Source organism: Adhaeribacter pallidiroseus (assembly GCF_003340495.1).
GTDB classification, from domain to species: domain Bacteria; phylum Bacteroidota; class Bacteroidia; order Cytophagales; family Hymenobacteraceae; genus Adhaeribacter; species Adhaeribacter pallidiroseus.
The window spans coordinates 3,330,186-3,348,183 of record NZ_QASA01000001.1; the positions used below are offsets into that span (position 1 = coordinate 3,330,186).

16 protein-coding genes are annotated in these 17,998 nt (G+C 36.5%); 1 reads left to right on the forward strand and 15 read right to left on the reverse strand.

Annotated features, from left to right (window positions below; translation table 11 throughout):
- Positions 1–6: 6 nt before the first annotated feature.
- The 15 genes from AHMF7616_RS13230 to asnB all read right to left on the reverse strand — a co-directional run bounded on the left by AHMF7616_RS13230 (position 7) and on the right by asnB (position 16,732).
- Positions 7–819 carry a glycosyltransferase family 2 protein gene (locus tag AHMF7616_RS13230; RefSeq protein ID WP_115373318.1) on the reverse strand — a complete coding sequence of 271 codons (813 nt, stop codon included), beginning with the start codon at positions 817–819 and terminating at the stop codon, positions 7–9.
- A 356-nt stretch (positions 820–1,175) separates the two neighbouring features.
- Positions 1,176–2,030 carry a glycosyltransferase family 2 protein gene (locus AHMF7616_RS13235; RefSeq protein WP_115373319.1) on the reverse strand — a complete coding sequence of 285 codons (855 nt, stop codon included), beginning with the start codon at positions 2,028–2,030 and terminating at the stop codon, positions 1,176–1,178.
- 14 nt (positions 2,031–2,044) lie between these two features.
- Complete coding sequence (locus AHMF7616_RS13240) at positions 2,045–2,797, reverse strand: FkbM family methyltransferase (protein WP_115373320.1); 753 nt, start codon at positions 2,795–2,797, stop codon at positions 2,045–2,047.
- A gap of 224 nt (positions 2,798–3,021) precedes the next feature.
- A complete protein-coding gene (locus tag AHMF7616_RS13245) occupies positions 3,022–3,945 on the reverse strand; it encodes a glycosyltransferase family 2 protein (RefSeq protein ID WP_115373321.1) in 924 nt (307 codons plus the stop codon).
- A gap of 1 nt (position 3,946) precedes the next feature.
- Positions 3,947–5,044: a DegT/DnrJ/EryC1/StrS family aminotransferase gene (locus AHMF7616_RS13250; RefSeq protein WP_115373322.1), complete on the reverse strand. Its 1,098-nt coding sequence runs from the start codon at positions 5,042–5,044 to the stop codon at positions 3,947–3,949.
- Between the two features lie 36 nt (positions 5,045–5,080).
- The gene (locus tag AHMF7616_RS13255; protein ID WP_115373323.1) at positions 5,081–6,010 is read right to left on the reverse strand and encodes a glycoside hydrolase family protein; all 930 of its coding nucleotides are present in this window, start codon (positions 6,008–6,010) and stop codon (positions 5,081–5,083) included.
- Positions 6,007–6,663: an acetyltransferase gene (locus tag AHMF7616_RS13260; RefSeq protein WP_199474214.1), complete on the reverse strand. Its 657-nt coding sequence runs from the start codon at positions 6,661–6,663 to the stop codon at positions 6,007–6,009. The genes AHMF7616_RS13255 and AHMF7616_RS13260 overlap by 4 nt, the downstream gene beginning before the upstream one ends.
- A 26-nt stretch (positions 6,664–6,689) precedes the next feature.
- The gene (locus AHMF7616_RS13265; protein ID WP_115373325.1) at positions 6,690–7,454 is read right to left on the reverse strand and encodes a class I SAM-dependent methyltransferase; all 765 of its coding nucleotides are present in this window, start codon (positions 7,452–7,454) and stop codon (positions 6,690–6,692) included.
- A 9-nt stretch (positions 7,455–7,463) separates the two neighbouring features.
- Positions 7,464–8,261, reverse strand: a complete 798-nt coding sequence (locus tag AHMF7616_RS13270) for a GNAT family N-acetyltransferase (protein WP_115373326.1) — start codon at positions 8,259–8,261, stop codon at positions 7,464–7,466.
- A 150-nt stretch (positions 8,262–8,411) separates the two neighbouring features.
- On the reverse strand, positions 8,412–8,843 hold the full coding sequence (locus AHMF7616_RS13280) for a sugar 3,4-ketoisomerase (protein WP_233507527.1): 432 nt from the start codon (positions 8,841–8,843) through the stop codon (positions 8,412–8,414).
- Positions 8,836–10,116 (reverse strand): ABC transporter ATP-binding protein, encoded by a 1,281-nt coding sequence (locus tag AHMF7616_RS13285; RefSeq protein ID WP_115373328.1) that lies wholly within the window; start codon positions 10,114–10,116, stop codon positions 8,836–8,838. The genes AHMF7616_RS13280 and AHMF7616_RS13285 overlap by 8 nt, the downstream gene beginning before the upstream one ends.
- Before the next feature lie 69 nt (positions 10,117–10,185).
- A complete protein-coding gene (locus AHMF7616_RS13290; protein WP_233507528.1) occupies positions 10,186–11,082 on the reverse strand; it encodes an ABC transporter permease in 897 nt (298 codons plus the stop codon).
- A 1,034-nt stretch (positions 11,083–12,116) separates the two neighbouring features.
- Positions 12,117–13,055, reverse strand: a complete 939-nt coding sequence (locus AHMF7616_RS13295; RefSeq protein ID WP_115373329.1) for a UDP-glucuronic acid decarboxylase family protein — start codon at positions 13,053–13,055, stop codon at positions 12,117–12,119.
- A gap of 7 nt (positions 13,056–13,062) precedes the next feature.
- Complete coding sequence (locus AHMF7616_RS13300) at positions 13,063–14,406, reverse strand: UDP-glucose dehydrogenase family protein (protein ID WP_115373330.1); 1,344 nt, start codon at positions 14,404–14,406, stop codon at positions 13,063–13,065.
- Between the two features lie 421 nt (positions 14,407–14,827).
- Positions 14,828–16,732: an asparagine synthase (glutamine-hydrolyzing) gene (asnB, locus tag AHMF7616_RS13305; RefSeq protein WP_115373331.1), complete on the reverse strand. Its 1,905-nt coding sequence runs from the start codon at positions 16,730–16,732 to the stop codon at positions 14,828–14,830.
- 413 nt (positions 16,733–17,145) lie between these two features.
- Here asnB and AHMF7616_RS13310 point away from each other — a divergent pair, with 413 nt between their 5' ends.
- Complete coding sequence (locus tag AHMF7616_RS13310) at positions 17,146–17,775, forward strand: C40 family peptidase (protein ID WP_233507529.1); 630 nt, start codon at positions 17,146–17,148, stop codon at positions 17,773–17,775.
- Positions 17,776–17,998 lie beyond the last annotated feature (223 nt).

The following is a 17,998-nucleotide window of genomic DNA, read 5'->3' on the forward strand; positions in this document are numbered from 1 at the left end:
ATATGCTTAATATATCAAATATGGAATAAACCTAAGAGCTTGAAAAACGCCCTTAATACTAGCACTTTTTCTTTTAATATATAACGCATCTCTAAATAATTTTACTTTGGTTGTAAAAGTCAATAATTTATGGGCATGCTTTAGATAAGTCAATATCTTTGTTTCATGGAATGATATATCACCATTTACTGAACTAAACCCACCATCGGTATAGTATGCAATAACCATTTCTATATACTTACTTTTAATTTTGTCTGATAAAAACCAACGCATATTATGTTCCCAATCCGCATGAGCTTTAAACTTACAATTAAATATTCCTATCTTTTTAAAAACTTTTTTATTAAAAAATATTGCTTGATGACAAATATTTTTTTCTAGAATTTTACTTACATTAAATACCCCATCGTATAATCCACTAAATCTATCACTATAAACATTCCCATACAATACATCGTACTCCCTAAAATTAACATTACCAAATAATGTTTGGAGAACTTCATTGTTATATAAATAATCATCACTTCCTAAGAAGTACAACCATTCACCTCGCGATTGTGTTATTCCCTTGTTCATAGCATCATATATCCCATGATCACTTTCAGAAAGCCATTGTATACGGCAATCCTTTTGAGCAAACTCCTTTAAGGTATTGAGTGTATTATCCGTTGAGTTTGCGTCAATAACTATTACTTCAAAATCACTCATTGTTTGAGTTAGAACACTATTCAAGCAATTATTTAATCTAGAACCCGCATTAAATGTTGGAATTATAATTGATACTAAAGGTGTATATAAATCATTTAAATTAGAATTCATTTTATGTTCTAATTAGTATTGAAGAGCATATTTATACTTGTTATAACCTTAATAACAATAAAAATTACAAACGAGTATCTGGCAGTATTTGCTTCATTAAAATAAAATTTAATTGTTACAAAAATATTTTGGGAACATATAATGTAATGATTCTACTGTAAGTTGGATTAGCTAAATCTTCTTATAAATGTTTTACAAGCTTTTCAAGATACTTATAATAATTTGCTACAAATATTAAAAATTAGGTAGCATAACTTTTCATTTTGGCTACGTAGCTAATATGTTTCCTTCAGAAGAAAAAAATATTTTAACTTAGTTTTGCCAAGACACTTAAAATTACTCATTATTTCTATGTGCTAAGCAGAAAAAATACCTTTTGAAAAGTTGAACATTATTGGATCTTGCAATCCATAAAGCTTTTCAATAAATTTATAAAGCATAGGCTTTACGAATCTTATACTATTCGATACATTTTCTAAAAATTTAATTTTGTTTAGATGATTAATATCATCAGTAGATAATAACAGCTGTTCAATAATAGTACTACACTCTTGTAGATATTCATTATAGAAAATTCTTGACATCTGAGAACTTCTTACTCTGTATCCACCAATTAACGCATGTGTATAATGCAACAACTCGTAATTAAAGAAGCGCATCCACAGTTCAAAATCTCCAGCATACTTATAATCACTAGAAATAAATTTACCTGCCTTATTCCACAAACTTCGTCGCCAATATGTAGACTCTTGTTGAATAAACTTGCCAGTTACATACTTTTTGTTATAAAAATAATATTTAGAAAAAATTGGTTTGCTGCTATCAACAGTCATTCCTGATTCATCATAAATAGTAGGTCGCCCTTGCAACCAATTTACCTGTAGATTATTATTAAAAATATTAGCAATTACATAAAGTGATTTTCGATGTAGGAGATCATCAGAGTTCAACCATCCCATTATTTCTCCGGAAGATTTTTCAAACCCTTTCTGTAAGGCATAGTAAAGACCATTATCTGATTCACTTACCCAGTAGCTCAAATATTTTTCGTATTTCATTATAATATTTACAGAATTATCTGAACTACCACCATCTATGATTATATATTCTAGGTTCGGATAATTTTGAGTAATTATTGAAAGAATGGTTTCTTCTAGGTATTCGCTTTGGTTATAATTAGGTGTAACTATGCTAATCTTGGGATATTGCATTAATCCTTGTATGTTTATAAAAATGTGTTATTCTTAAAAAATTGTAAATCTTTAGGTACAAAAAAGGCGTCACATTGCCAAAAAGCGGAATCCTTTGGTCTGTGTGTTACATCAATAATATCAATCAATCTAAATCCTCTGGTATCCATAAACTGGCACATTTCCCAAAATAATAAAGAGTCTTTAGCAATTTGGAACCCATAACATTCAATTATGAAAAGAGAAACGTCCTTAATTATTCTTGCGCATCCTTCAATTATAGGTACTTCAAAACCATGAGTATCTAATTTAATAATAAATGGTCCGGTTAGATTTAGTTGTGATATTTCTTCTTGGATGCTTTTTACTTCAACCGTCCTGATATTAGAAGCTTGCTCTACTTCATCCGCAATACCGCTGCCATCTAAATCATTAGACACATAAAAATTAACCTCACTGTTTTCTTTGCCAGCTGCAGCAGGTATAAAATAAAAATCTTTTTGGTCATTACAAAGTTTTTCTAATTCGGCTTTTCTCTCGATCAAAGGCTCAAAAAGAACATAACTAGATGATGGCCAAAATTCTTTTGCCGAAAGAGACCAAGAACCAGCCGCTGCACCTACATCTATAATGGTGCTTACATGAACAAGACCTCTGCGCTTACTTCGCTGTAATCCCTCAATCATTTGCTCATTCCTGAAATAAGCAATATTGGCAGATAGAGGTTGCTTGTACCTAACTTCCAATCCTACCAGATTAAGTATGGATTTAACTATTTTCTTTAACATTTATAAACTCAAATAATACCCCTTCAGTTTTTACTAATTTTGCATACTTGTATTAAGTAGAGTAGACACAAATTCAAACTTATCTATTTATAGATTATATTGTTATAATTAAAACTTTAATATTGAACATAATTAAAAAATAAATACTAAGTTAATAATAATCTTTTACCGTATAAAAGATTAGCTTTAATTAAAAATATAAAAAATAATATATGTTTAAAATTTTAAAAATTTAGCACTTTTTTTAACATTCCCAATCTTTTTGTTACTTTGAATATTTTATGAAGAACCTTTATTTTTTCGGATCTAGTAAATTTAGGTAAGTGCAAAAGTTCTTTATACATTCGCCAAATCCTATTAAAAATAAGTTCCTTATCTTCTTCACTATTTTTATAATGATTATAGTAATTCAGTAGCATTTTAATTTGGGAAAGTAATACATTTCTCATCCTTTCTTGCGACCAATTTACTCTAGTTATAGATGTATCCAGAATCCTGTAACTAGCATAGACATCTTTTAATCCCAGCACGTTAAAATTTCTTGACAACCATAATTCCCAATCCCAATCCTCTGAAATTATTTCTTTATCAACAAATTTTTCCATCTTCCTGATATGTGATAGGCTTATGATTGATGATTGAATATAGAAATAAAAGTCTTTCACAACCTCTTTAAAGATATTACCAGATGGTGGTACAAATCCATCACCTTTTAACTCTTTAAAAATTGAAGCATTTAATATTAGTCCATTCTTGTCTACTACATTAGTATCTCCATAAATTATTGCATAAGAATTGTCAAGGGTTTCGAAAAGACTAACCTGCTCTAAAAGTTTATTATTTGTCCATAAATCATCAGAAATCATTGCAAAATATTTACCTGATGCTAAGTCAAGAATTTCCTGTAAATTATAATGTACTCCTTTATTTGCTGTATGCTTAATTAATGTGCATTTATAGTTATTTTCTTCTATCCACTTTTCTACTAATGAAAGAGAATTATCTTTAGAGAAGTCGTCAATAATTATATGCTGTATGTTAGGATAATTTTGATTCTTAACACACTCAAGAGCTTCAACTACATATTTACCTGTATTATAACATAGAGTACCTATTGTTACTAATGGATATTTCAACTCATCTTTCATATTAAAAACTATTAATTACCTCTACAATAGTTTTAACTTCTATATCAGAAAGAATAGGTGATATTGGTAATGAAATTACAGTTTTATGAATGCTTTCAGCTATTGGGTAGGATAAATTTTGCCATTCACCATATGCTTTTTGCTTATGAGGTGCAATGGGGTAGTGTATTATAGTCTGTATACCATTTTGCGTAAGAAACTGCTGAAATTCTTGTCTTTCATCCACGCGAACTACAAATAAATGCCAAACATGACTTTCTGGACAATTTAGAGAAGGTAATTTAACTGCTGAATTCAGAATATTATTTAAATAAAAGTTAGCAATCTGCCTTCGCTTTTCATTTGATTCATCGAGCTTTCGGAGTTTTACTCGTAAAAAAGCAGCTTGTAACTCATCTAAGCGGCTGTTAACTCCTTTAAACAAGTGTTTATACTTTTCTTCCGAGCCATAATTCCTGAGAGCCTTTATAGTTCTATATAACACTTCATCGTTGGTAGTAATAGCTCCACCATCGCCCAAAGCACCTAAATTCTTTCCAGGATAAAAGCTAAAGGCACTAGCATCACCTAAATTACCACTGCGTTTACCATTTTGTATGGCCCCATGGGACTGAGCAGAATCTTCTATAATTTTTAAATTATACTTACTCGCAAAAGAATTGATAGCAGGCATATTGCATAACTGTCCATATAAATGAACTGGCATTATAGCTCTAGTTCGAGCATTTAAAAAAGGTTCAATTTTATCTGGATCTAATAAGTAATCTTTTAAACTTGGTTCTACCAGTACTGGTTTCAAGCCTGCTTTAGAAATAGCTAAAATGCTTGCTATGTAGGTGTTAGAAGGAACAATTACTTCGTCTCCGTCTGTTAAAACGCCTAATTCTTTGTAAGCTTCCAGAATAAGAATCAGGGCATCCAGTCCGTTAGCCACACCCAAGCAATAACTGGTACCACAATATTCTGCAAACTCCTTTTCAAATGATTCATTTTGTTTGCCAAGTATATACCAGCCAGCTTCTATTACCTCTTCGTAAGCAGCTTTTAAATCTGCCTTAAACTCATTATTGATTGCTTTAAGATCTAAAAATGAAATCATTCAAAAGACAATTTATTAAATGTATGAATCTATTAATTATTCTTCGATGAGTTCCGCTACACCAAAGCCAGTTTCGCCATTATTATTTCCATTATAAAACAAATACGTTTTGTTCTTAACAGAAATTACCGCAGGATAACATATCATTTCACTATCCCAACCTTCCGGAGAAACATCTATACCAACTTCCTGATCTTTACGTACCCATTGGATTCCATCTAATGATTCAGCATAACCTAACCGATAAGTTACATTTTCCCGGCGGATAGAATAAAACAATTTATAACACTTACTATCTTTGTATATATATGGCCGACCGAAGCCAAATTCATCATTTACAGGTTTAAACACAGGTTCTTCAGTAACATCCCAATTAATACCGTTTAATGATGTACCATATTTTAAACAATAAAGAGGCATCAATTTTCCTTTAAAATGTGGAGAATCAATGTTCTTCCATCCAAAATCAGAAACATACCACATTTTAAAAATTCCATCTTCTACCATAATAGTTGGAGCTGACCTTAAACTTAACTCATAATTAGTTCTCTCTAAAATAGGAGTATCTTGATATCGACTAAAAGTTATACCATCTTGTGATTTGGCTAAACCAGACAATATAGAGAAAGGAGTTCGGTAATGACGTTGGTAACCAGCATAATACATGTACCAATTATGATCTATGTTAATTACAGCAGAAATATTAACACCACAATCATCAAATGCACCAAGCTTACCTATATCTAATATATAATCTTGGTGATTATAAACTACATTAATTGGATTTGCAGCATCTACATCAATAAATGTTACTCTACCAAATCTATCATTACATGCTGTAGAAAAAAATACACGAATAACTCTTAAGTTCTCAATATAAATAGGTGTTGGTAAGATCCCGTAGTACTGCTGCCACCATAAAGCTTTATTTGGCTCAAATACTAACCCAAGCTTTCTCCACCTCATAAATTATCAATTCTAAAAAGCTCATAAGTGGATTTCTCAACTGGATAATTTGGGGTACCTTTTATGAGCGATCCATCCTTAACTGATTTTACAATATGCACGGAAGAACCAATTAGGCAATCATTCCCGATGGTAAGATTATTAGCCATGGTCGCATTTACGCCTATAAAGTTCGCATTACCTATTTCGCAAAAACCGGAAATAACAACGTGAGAAGAAATGAAATTATGCGAACCAATAGAGGAATGATGGCCAATATGATTACCACTCCAAAACACATTATTGCTTCCAATTTTCACAAACGGTTGAATGGTATTATCTTCGAAGATAAAACAATTATCTCCTAAGTCTACATTTCGCCAAACAAATGCTTTACTGCTAATATAATTTGCTAGCTTATAGCCTTTTTCTTTTGCTTGTTTATAAAACTCGATTCTAATTCTGTTAATTTTATCATACGTAATCGCAATGTGCATTTCATAAAAAGAAGGATCAAACATCTTGTCTACTTCTTCAAATGCAACAATCGGTAAGCCAAATAGCGAATCTTTTTTTATGAATTCTTTACTTACCGTAAAGGCCATTACTTCGTACTCAGAATCATAAGAAAAATACTCATAAGCAATTTCAGCAAAGGCACTATCACCAAACAAAATTATCTTTTTGATTTCTCCATGGTTTAGTATTTTTGAATCAATAAGTCCTCTCTCCTGTTAAACATAGGCAATGTTGAAGGTTGAGGTAACAAACAGGCATCAAACCCAAAGTTTCTATAACGCTGAACTATTCCTAATAATACTCCATCATCTATATGAGTTGGCTCTGGAATTAAATGATTTACTCCCGGCAGACTATCCGTATTCATAAATTTTTGGTGATAGGCTATTCCTGTTTCTGTAGAATAAAATCTTTTTCTTTTTGAAATATTAGGTATATCCCCCATTAAAAGCTTACCGCCTGGCTTTAAAAGTGATACAGCTACATCTAAAAATTTAAAAATACACGTGTTGTAAAACACATAATGCAAGATGCTATAGCCAACAATGTAATCTACTTTATTTTGATAATCGCTAATCAAAGTTGGAACATCATTAGGAAAATAACCTTCGTATTTTACAACTCCTTCTGATGGAAGTTGGTCCAGCATCTCCTTACTATCTACTAATATCGGTTTGATACTTAAATCTTTACATAGATCAAGTATCATTAAAGGTAACTCACTACATCCTGGACCAATATCTAACAATATCTTATCTTCCTTGGCCTCATTTTCAAGAGCTAACTTTAGAATGATATCTTGAAAAATATTTTTTTCTTTTCCTTCACGATAAATATTAAGAAAGCCTATTTTTTGATATTGTGATAGAGAATTATCTTTCGCCAATGTTTTAAAGTCTTCGAAAGACAAATTTTGGAATCTCTCAAAATCTGGATTTTGATTCATTTTACTAGCTTATATTATTAAATGCATTGTTTCTCTAAGGGTACCTCTTCCTCCAAATCCTTCTTTGAAACGAAATAAGCCAGCGTTTATACGTTTACCCGAATCCTCATTAGATGTTCCGAGATTTAAATACTTATAATTATTGTTGTATCCCCACCTAATAATCTCGTCAATTACTGCATTTAAAGGTCTCAAATCCTGAAACTCCTCCACGGAAGCTATGTATTGTGCATGCAAGGCCAACGGATTGACTATAAATACAACTATCCCAGCAGTTATTACACCATCTTTTAAAGCAATAAACAATTTTACTTTCTCCTCACCTATGTTGCTTAATAATGTATTAAACTCTTCATAAGTGTGAGTTGGTTTAACACTATGCTTCTTAATTAAATTATCTTCAAGAATACTCCAATAAGCTTTAAAATCTGAAGACAATGCTACAGTCAAAAAATTTTTGCTTTTCTTTATATTTCTTCTAGTTGAATCATTATAACCCTGCCAAATTATTTCATAAGATTCAAGTTTCACAGCCGTTTCAACTTCTCTATATTTTATAGAAAAGCCATGATACCACATAGCGTAATCAGTTTCATCTGTTAAATACTGATGGAATATTCTAAACGGATTTCTGACAATTATTTCTGTTGCATGTAGTTGCTTTGCATAATTAATAGTAAGCTCAACCATTTCAATTGCATCTTCCAAGCCAATTTCAGATCCTATAACAAACCCTCCATATGTAGCTCTTGGATGCGATCGGTATATATTTCCATTGCTTGTGTTAATTAATGCAGCAGGAAGCAAAGCAACAAGCTTGTTTTTCTTAAAAATAGAAGCGAATCATCATTGATACTATTTAATGAATTATGATTAAAAAACTTACGTGTATGTAAAATGGTACCATTGATAGCGACCTGTTCCACAAATTGATCCCATTGTTGCTCAAAATCTAAATTATATTTCTTGACTTCTAAACTCATTTTTAAAATCAGAATAATATCTAATGTAATCACTTTCGTTATAATGCTCCGAAGCTAAGCAAAGTAAAACAGCATTATGGGAGAATGTAATGTCTCTCCAAGTTAAACTGGGGAGATATAGACCGGTGTCAGGTGATTCTAGCAAAAAATGACTTTTTTCCCCTGATAAGGTTTCAATTGAAAACTCAATTCTGCCAGACACGGCAAATATTATTTGATGTAAATTTTTGTGCGCATGTCCTCCGCGTGTTACATTATGAGGAGTAAAATACGTCCAATAAACCCGCTTAATCTCGAAAGGAACATTGTGATTTGATTCAGCAATTGTTATAAAGCCAAGTGTGGAGTTACCTATAGATGGAAAATAAATAAGACAAGGTTTGTTAGACTTTAACATATCATTCATAAACAGGAGATTTGTAGGAACTCACTACTTCTAACTTTGGTAAAGTAAGACCTGGCAGCTTACTAGAATTAGAACCGGATGTTTCATGTAAAACTTCAAAAAATATTAATTCTTCAGCTTTATATAGTATATATCTTTGGTTCTCGCCAAAGATTAGAGAAACAGTATAAATTCCAGAATTTAGAAACTGTTTAGGTAGTTTACAATTCATTTCATATACACCAATTTTTGAATCATTGTTAGTGGTTATAAAACCACCATTATGGAATAATAAAATATTGTCTTGATTTAGAACTTCTAAGGTAACATCGATATTCTTCCCTTCATGGAAATTATAAAACTGGATATTAAAATTAATTCCTGAAAAAACGGTAATCAAGTTTCCGGCTTGTGGCGTTACGTTTACTTTTAAAATTCTAATATTAGTATTACCTAGTGCAGAATAAAGGCTTGTAGCATGTACTTCGCTGTTTAAAACTTCTCCAGAGTTCTGATAAAAATTTATTGCTTCATTTTGATTTCCGTGATAAACATTCGTTCCATAGCTTAAAACAAGCCCTTTTTCACATAATGTTTTAACAGCTGCCATATTATGACTCACAAACAACACGGTCCGGCCATCATTTACGCTTACGTCTTTCATCCGACCTAGGCACTTTTTTTGAAATTCCGCATCGCCTACGGCCAGCACTTCGTCTACAATTAAGATTTCAGGTTCCAGAAAGGCGGAGACGGCAAAAGCCAGGCGTACGTACATGCCGCTGCTGTAGCGTTTTACCGGGGTATCGATATAGCGTTCTACACCGGAAAAATCCACAATTTCGTCGAACTTACTCCGGATTTCGGCTTTGGTCATGCCCAGGATCGCGCCATTGAGGAAAATGTTTTCGCGGCCAGTGAGCTCCGGGTGAAAGCCGGTACCTACTTCCAGCAAGGAAGCGATGCGGCCTTGTATTTTAATGCGACCGGTGGTGGGTGCGGTTACTTTGGATAATATTTTTAAAAGGGTGGATTTTCCGGCGCCGTTGCGGCCAATAATGCCGAGGACTTCGCCTTGTTTTACTTCAAAATTGATATCTTTTAAAGACCACACGTAGTCGCTGGTACCTTTGGCGGTGCGGTCGTTGGTTTCGCCAATCTTGGCGAAAGGATCTTCCTTGCCGCGCATCCGGGCCCACCAGCGGTTCAGGTCGTGGCTGATGGTGCCAGTTCCTACCTGGCCCAAGCGATAGAGCTTTCCTAAATCTTCTACTTTAATGGCAATATCACTCATGTACTAATCAATAAGTATGTATAATGGAGATAAAGAGTTTGGGATAAAAAACGTACTTTCAAAAGAGCTTTACACCGTATCGGTAAAACTTTTTTGGACTTTGTTAAAGGTAACCATACCGATGAATAAAATTACCAGGCTAAAAACCAGACTATAGGTTATATAAGTCCAGTTAAAGGTACCGGAACCTAAGAAAGCGTACCGGAAGGTTTCCACGATGGAGGTCATGGGATTAGCCGCAATTAACCACCGGTATTTGTCGGATAAGCTGGACAAAGGGTAAATAACCGGCGTAGCATACATCAGTAATTGTATCCCGAAAGTAAGTAACATGGCCAAGTCGCGGTATTTGGTGGTAAGCGCACTGAAGATCATTCCTAAACCCAGCGACATAATTCCCATCAGGGCAATTAGTACGGGGGTTAACACAATAGTCCAATTCGGTTTGATAGCATTGCCTTGCACAAAATAATACACCCATACCGCCATAAATAGCGCAAACTGGATTCCGAAGCGTACCAGATTCGAAATTACGATAGACAACGGCATAGTGAGCCGCGGAAAATAGACTTTCCCGAACATTTGGGCATTATCTTTAAAAACCGTGGACGTAGCCGTTAAAGTTTGGGAAAAATAATTCCAGACGGTTATACCGGCCAGATAAAATACCATCATGGGCAATCCGTCCGTAGATAGTTTTGCTACCCGTCCGAATATAAGAATAAACGTGATGGTGGTCAGTAAAGGCTGAATAAAAAACCAAATTGGCCCCAGAATCGTTTGCTTATAGGTAGACACGAAATCCCGACGCACAAATAATAGCACCAAATCGCGGTACCGCCACACGTCGCTTAGTCCTAAGTCTAACAGCCTGGTCCGCGGTTCTATAATCTCGGTCCATTGCTGTTCTGCTTTAGCCGGATACACTATCTGGTTAGCCGTCTTAATCGTTTGAGTTGTCTCCAATTAAACTTAATAAATTTTTAAATTAATATGCTGCTGGCACATAAAAACGCTTTTAGTTTAATTTACAAAGTAGGTAAGCTTGTCCCTGTTCTGCAACTGACACCAATACACACATGAGTTTTAAAGTGTTATATAGAGAATTTTCAATTTCTTTATTAATCCCTTATTCACCTATTATATAATATTTCCTATATTTATAAATCAATAATCTTTAAAGCAATTCACCTGAATCATCCCTCCAAATAGAACTCATGTTCCAATAATTGTACGAAATTACAATTCTAACTTCACTTAGTAAAGCTTTTTCCCATAATTGAAGAATATTCTGTTTTGTACAATATATAGGAAAAAGGGTTACAGGTATAATAACCCTAAAGAATTATACAATTTATTAAAATTGTACTTTATGTTTTTTTAGAGGATTTCTTTTAAAATTCAGTTTGCCAATTATTTAATTAATGTGCGTTCGAGATAAGCACTTCAATACCCCAAGAACAAAGAATAGTACGGGCAAGAAAGATGAAATTTTATTTTTACTTTTCTTGTTGCCCATTTCGGTCATCCTGGAAGGATCTAACCCGTCGGTAAACGATAAGATCCTCCAGGATGACCGATTAAAAAGGAGGAGCTTCCATAATAATCACCTAGGTATCTCTATCTCAAACGCACGTTAACTACTATCTTTTACTTCTTCCGCGATAAAAGCAGGCAAGCTCAATAATTGATGTGAGAACCATACCAAAACTATCATCCATTACACGGATAAGATTTAAATCAAATCAATCCATTATTCTGGAAATGATTAACTGGCCGCAAAACTAACTAATCTTTTCCGGAAGAATATAAATGGTTGAAGATGCAGGCTAAAAACTTTTACGCTAAAACTTTTTTGTAATTAGGTGAATTCCGGGTTAACCCGTATTCTGTCATGCACGGGTAAATACTTTTAAGATTAACTTACCTCACCGAACTCATAATAAAACAAAAAACCGCAGGCAGGCTGCGGTTTTTTACTGAATTTCTAAATCTTTTACTTACACGTGTTGCTTAAAATATTCTAAGGTACGCTTTAAGCCTTCGGAGCGGGACACCTGGGGCTCCCATCCCAAAATTTCTTTTGCTTTACTAATATCCGGACGGCGCTTTTGCGGATCATCTTTGGGTAAAGGTTGGTAGCCTAGTTTTAAAGGAACGCCGGTTAAATTACAAATTTCTTCGGCAAATTCTTTGATGGTAATTTCGTCGGGGTTGCCAACATTTACCGGCAAAGGGTAATCGCTGAGTAATAAGCGGTAAATACCTTCAATTAAATCATCCACGTAGCAGAAAGAGCGCGTTTGGGAACCATCGCCAAAAATAGATAATTCCTCACCACGTAGAGCCTGGGTAATAAAGGCCGGCAATACCCGGCCATCATCCAGGCGCATACGTGGACCATAGGTATTAAAAATACGCACAATCCGGGTTTCCAGACCGTGGTGCATGTGGTACGCCATGGTCATGGCTTCCTGGAAACGCTTGGCCTCATCGTAACAGCCACGGGGACCTACGGGGTTTACATTGCCCCAGTATTCTTCCACTTGCGGGTGAACTTCCGGATCACCGTATACTTCCGAAGTAGAAGCAATTAGCATACGGGCTCCTTTGTTTTTAGCTAAGCCTAACAAATTATGCGTTCCCAAAGACCCTACTTTGAGGGTCTGAATGGGAATACGCAAATAATCAATGGGGCTGGCCGGGGAGGCAAAATGCAAAATGTAATCCAAGTGCCCGGGCACAAACACGTACTTGGAAACATCGTGGTGGTAAAACTCGAATTCTTCGAGACGAAATAAATGCTCAATGTTACTTAAATCACCGGTGATCAGGTTATCCATGGCAATAACATGGTAACCTTCCCGGATAAAGCGGTCGCAGAGATGCGAGCCTAAAAAGCCAGCACCGCCGGTGATAAGTACGCGTTTTTTAGTCATCTAAAGATTATACGGTTGCTACATCGTGAGAATTTGTCTTCACGCCGATGCAATAATACGCAAATCCTGCTTCCTGAATCTCTTTAGCTTCATAAATATTTCGGCCATCGAAAATTACTTTGTCACTCATTAACTTCCCTAAAACTTTCAAGTTCGGTGTCCGGAATTCGGGCCACTCGGTAATAATTAATAAAGCATCCGCATCAATTAAAGCATCGTGCTGGTCTTTGGCGAATACAATGGTGTCACCTAAGCTGTGCTTGGCTTCCGGCATCGCTACCGGATCGTAAGCCCGCACGTTAGCACCAGCGGCTAATAATTTTTCAATAATTACCAAAGAAGGCGCTTCGCGCATATCGTCGGTTTTGGGTTTAAAGGAAAGCCCCCACAAAGCAAAGGTTTTACCCGCAATATCACCACCGAAATGGTCCATTACTTTGTTAAATAAAACGGACTTCTGGTTTTCGTTAACAGATTCAACCGCTTTTAAAATTTGCATGCTGTAACCGTTTTCCGAAGCGGTTTTAATTAAAGCTTTTACGTCTTTCGGGAAGCAAGAACCACCGTAACCGATACCTGGGTAAATAAACTTATTACCAATGCGGGGATCGCTACCGATACCGCGGCGTACCATGTTCACATCCGCGCCCATGATTTCGCACAGGTTGGCAATGTCGTTCATGAAGGAAATTTTGGTAGCCAACATGGAGTTAGCGGCGTATTTCGTCATTTCGGCCGAAGGCACATCCATGAAAATAATCGGGTGACCATTTAACAGGAAAGGCTTGTACAAACGACGCATTACTTCTTCGGCACGCGGCGACTCTACGCCAACCACAATACGATCTGGTTTCAGGAAGTCTTCAATAGCGGCCCCTTCTTTCAGGAATTCCGGGTTAGAAGCCACATCAAATTCTTCGTAAGAATTACGTAAAGCTAATTCTTCGGTGATGGCGGCTTTTACTTTAATAGCGGTACCCACCGGTACGGTACTTTTAGTAACAACTACAATGTAGTTGTTCATGTATTTACCAATGCTCCGCGCAACGGCTAATACATATTTTAAATCGGCGCTGCCATCTTCGCCGGGAGGAGTTCCTACCGCAATAAAGGCAACATCGGCATCCTGGATGCTGGATTCAATGTCGTTTGAAAAGTGCAGGCGGCCCTGGGCAGTGTTCCGTAACACCATTTCTTCTAAACCTGGTTCATAGATCGGTAAAATCCCTTTCTTCAGGTTTTCAATTTTTTTAACGTCAATGTCGATACAGGTAACTTCCATGCCCACTTCGGCCAGACAGGTTCCAGTAACCAGGCCTACATAGCCTGTTCCTACAACTGCAATTTTCATATTATTTTTGGTTAATAGTTAGAGATTTTTGGTGATACAAGTTTCTCGGATATAAAATTACTAATTATTTTTTGAATAAAAGAAAAAAATTAAAAAACTATATGTTTAACGGTAAATTTTATAATTGCTTAAACTTTTTAAATAAGAACAAAATAGTCGTACCCCGGGATTAAACCCAATTCTTTATCACTGAACTACTTAGAAACTATTTTGCTCTTTATAAAAATGATTTTTACTATATTCCCCGATTTAACAATTATCGTTCCTGTTTTAACCAAACTTTTAGTTTTCGCTAAAAATTTTCTAATATTTAAATAATTTTTATAACATTTAAGTTGTTTCCCGCTTAAATCTCCAAACTGGTACTCTGCTAAAATTAGTAATTGCTACTTTTTAAATTTTTTGGTATATCCGAGCAGTTCTAGGCCATCCATTTTTTCCACCAGTATTGAAACACGATTAAAGCCCAGATGCGGGCATGTACGTCTTCGGGGTTGGCTGAAAATAGTTTTTCCTTTAATTTCCGGATTTCGGTCACACTAAAGATATCCTGGGCGTGAATAAAAGCATCGGAAAGCAAGTCGTCGGTGATTAAAGGGCGCAGTTCGTTGCGGAACCATTTTAACAAAGGTACTTCGAAGCCCTGCTTGGGTCGCTTGTATAACTCGGGCGGCAACATGGGCCGGAAAGCATCCTGCACGATTTTTTTCTTCATGTTGCCATCTATCTTGGATGATTGCGGCAAACTGAACGCATAATTCACTACTTTATAATCTAAAAACGGTGTACGTACTTCTAAACTGTTGGCCATCGACATTAAATCTACTTTGGTGAGCATGTCGTTGGGTAATACCAGCTGCATATCGGTGTACAAAACTTCGTTCAGGTCGCCTTCCTGATGAATATGCTCCAGAATGCGTTTCTTACGCTTTTTGTAGATATTTTTAATTAAAGCCCTACGGACCCGCTTGCTTAATATATGCTCGGCTTCTTCTTCGTCGGCGAGGGTGGCCCAGTTATAATACCGGTCTTTGGCCGAAACCGACATGCCTTCGGCAAAACGTTGAAATTGCCGGACCCGGTTACCAAATGCGGAACTCCGCGACTTGGGCAGCATTTCCCAGAGCGGACCCAGGAAAGTGACGGCTTCGGCTACAAAACCGCCTTGCCGCACTTTAAAGTCGCCCATGTGCTTGTTATAACCCGCAAACAATTCATCGGCACCATCGCCGGACAAAGCTACGGTTACCTTTTCACGGGTGCGTTTACTTAATATATACACCGCTAAGGCCGAAGAATCGGCAAAAGGCTCATCGGTGTAGTTTAGTACGTCGAACAAATGGTCGTACAAATCCTGGTTGGTGAGCGAGAAAACGGTGTGGTTGGTCTTATATTTTTCGGCTACTAATTGGGCGTAACGGGTTTCGTCGAAAAAAGGCTCGTCCTGGTAACCAATCGAAAAAGTATTTAAATGCTTGGTATGCCGGCTGGCTAAAGCCACAATCACCGATGAATCTATGCCGCCGCTTAAAAAAGCGCCTAACGGCACATCGGCTATTAACCGACGCTGTACGGCATCGTCGAGTAAGTTAATTAATTTTTTTTGCTGATCCTCGTACGATAAATCGTTTTTGCGGGCTTTCTTACGGTCGTAGGGAATGCGGTACCAGGCTTTTTTTAAAATCCGGTTTTTCTTGATGTATAAATAGTGGCCGGGTTCGAGTTTTTTTACTCCTTTAAAGATCGAGGCTGGTCCGGGAATATAATTAAACTGCAAATACTGGTACAATGATACAAAATCAATTTTGCGCTGGATGCCAAATGCCAGCAGGGATTTCATTTCGGAGGCAAACAGCAAATGATTTTCGTCTTTATAAATCAGCAAAGGTTTTACGCCCATGCGGTCGCGGGCAATAAATAAGGAATCTTCTTCTTTGTCGTAAATGGCAAAGGCAAAGAAACCATTTAATTTTTTTAAAAAATCGCGGCCTTCGGTAATGTACAGTTTTAATAACACTTCGGTATCAGTGCCCGAAAAAAAGGTATACCCGTTGCTGATCAGCTTCTTTTTTAATTCCTGAAAGTTGAAGATTTCGCCGTTATAAACAATGGTATAACGCCCGGACTCGTCCACCATGGGTTGCGCGCCATCAGCCGTTAAGTCCAGGATTGAAAGGCGCCGGTGACCGAGGCCTACGTTTTCAAATACAAATTGCCCCTGCGAATCGGGACCCCGGGTTTCCAGGGCATTCGTGGAAGCTGGTAATTTCGTTAAAACATTGCGCCCTTTGTCGCTGAAAGCATATACTCCTGATATTCCGCACATGCGGCAAAATTACAAGTTATCCTGAAACTATTTGGTATAAAGCGGCTGCATATTGGCTTAACAAACTTTATTTATCTTTAATTTTTTAAAAATAGGCTATCCTGAACCTTGGTTAAAGGCGCCTCGTTTCCGGAACCGTAACTTACGCAAAGGTTAATTTGGCCAAGAAACTTATTCCTTATTATTTAAGGAGTAAAATGGTAGTTGCTAGCTTGCTACTAACCGGAATGCAAGTTAAATCTTTGATTAAAAAACGACCGTTGCTTTAAGCCCTTAATTTTTAAACAGTTAAGTTTTATTTAAAAATAATCCACAATCTTACCAGTTTTGGGTGGATAACTTTTCAGGCCTAATTAATTCATTTGCTCTCGCATAATATTTATTTTTACCCCAGTCGTTAAACGTGCCGGCCTATGCTGCGGAGAGAAATAACCAGATCGTATATTTTTATTTTGTTGGGAGTTTTGTTGGCCATGGCCTCTTGCCGGTCGTCCCAACCTACTTTTAGTTTTGGTAAACGCCCTTCGGGCCTGGCAGTTGATACCAGCCAGCGTTTACTGGAGAAAGCTTTTTTAAAAAAATCGCGTAAGCTGGACCGGGTAGCCCGCCGCCTGGAACGCCGGAATGCCCGTTATGCCAAGACGCACGTTGACAGAAAAGTAGCTAGAGTTATTCAGGTGGCCCGCTCCTACCGGGGCACGCCTTACCGTTTTGGTGGCACTACCCGCATTGGTATGGATTGTTCCGGTTTACTCTGTACGTCGTTCAAAACCATTGATGTAACCTTGCCCCGCAATTCCACGGACCAAAGCAAGTTTGGCCGGACGGTGCGTAATCACGAAATCCGGGAAGGAGATTTAGTCTTTTTTGGGGCTAATAAGTTCAGCAACCGCATTACCCACGTGGGCATGGTAACCGACGTAAAAGGCAAAGAACAGGTTACGTTTATTCATGCTTCTACTTCGCTGGGTGTTATCGAAGACAACCTCTATTCGAATTACTACCAAAAAATCTTTATTAAAGCCGTACGCCCAAAAATTTAAAAATCAGGTCTTTCTTTCCGTTTAAAATCGGCCCAAAGAATTTCACCCATTCGTATTAACAAGCTTCCATTAAATTGGTAAAAGGCAATGGACTTGTATATCTTCTGTTCCTATCTGTACACTCCTGCCGAGCGGCACAGCCACCGCATATTCTTGTATTATAACAGTAAAATTTAAAAAAGGGATTGAAGCGCGTTAAAGCAGCGGTTGCTCTACAAAGCCT